Source organism: Blastomonas sp. CCH1-A6 (assembly GCF_001556365.1).
Classification (GTDB): domain Bacteria; phylum Pseudomonadota; class Alphaproteobacteria; order Sphingomonadales; family Sphingomonadaceae; genus Blastomonas; species Blastomonas ursincola.
Window position 1 is genome coordinate 1 of record NZ_LSIS01000433.1, and the last position, 395, is coordinate 395.

The 395-nt window shown below is 58.7% G+C and carries 1 protein-coding gene; it reads right to left on the bottom strand.

All coding sequences use genetic code 11. From position 1 onward, the window contains the following. Positions 1–24: 24 nt before the first annotated feature. A partial coding sequence (locus tag AX735_RS19775; protein WP_231750187.1) for a hypothetical protein occupies positions 25–395 on the bottom strand: 371 nt, incomplete at its 5' end.

Here is a 395-nt window from a genome sequence, read left to right on the forward strand (position 1 = left end):
CCGTCTCTACCTCGACACGGATTCTCATCCGATCATTTCTGGCGCATCGATGCGCGCGATCGAGAAATTAAGTTCCGCTCGCAGGTTCAGGCAATAGCCGCTGAGCTCGCGTCCATCGCTGGCCCAATTTCCGACCGTACGCACGCTCGCCAGTCCATGGTCATCGGTATAGGTGAATCGGATCAAATCACCCGATGCGCCAGGCTTAAGCAGCCACCGCTTGGCCATGTCAGCGTGCAGCCCCTTCTTCGCCGCTCTCGCGACGGGCGGCGGCGCTGATGCAGGCGGCAGCTTGGGGGCAGCACTTCTCAGACCCTGGGCCTTATCAATCAAACCGGTACCGGCATCATAGATCGATTTCACCGTCTTGATCGTGTTTGGATCGCTAAGCGTCT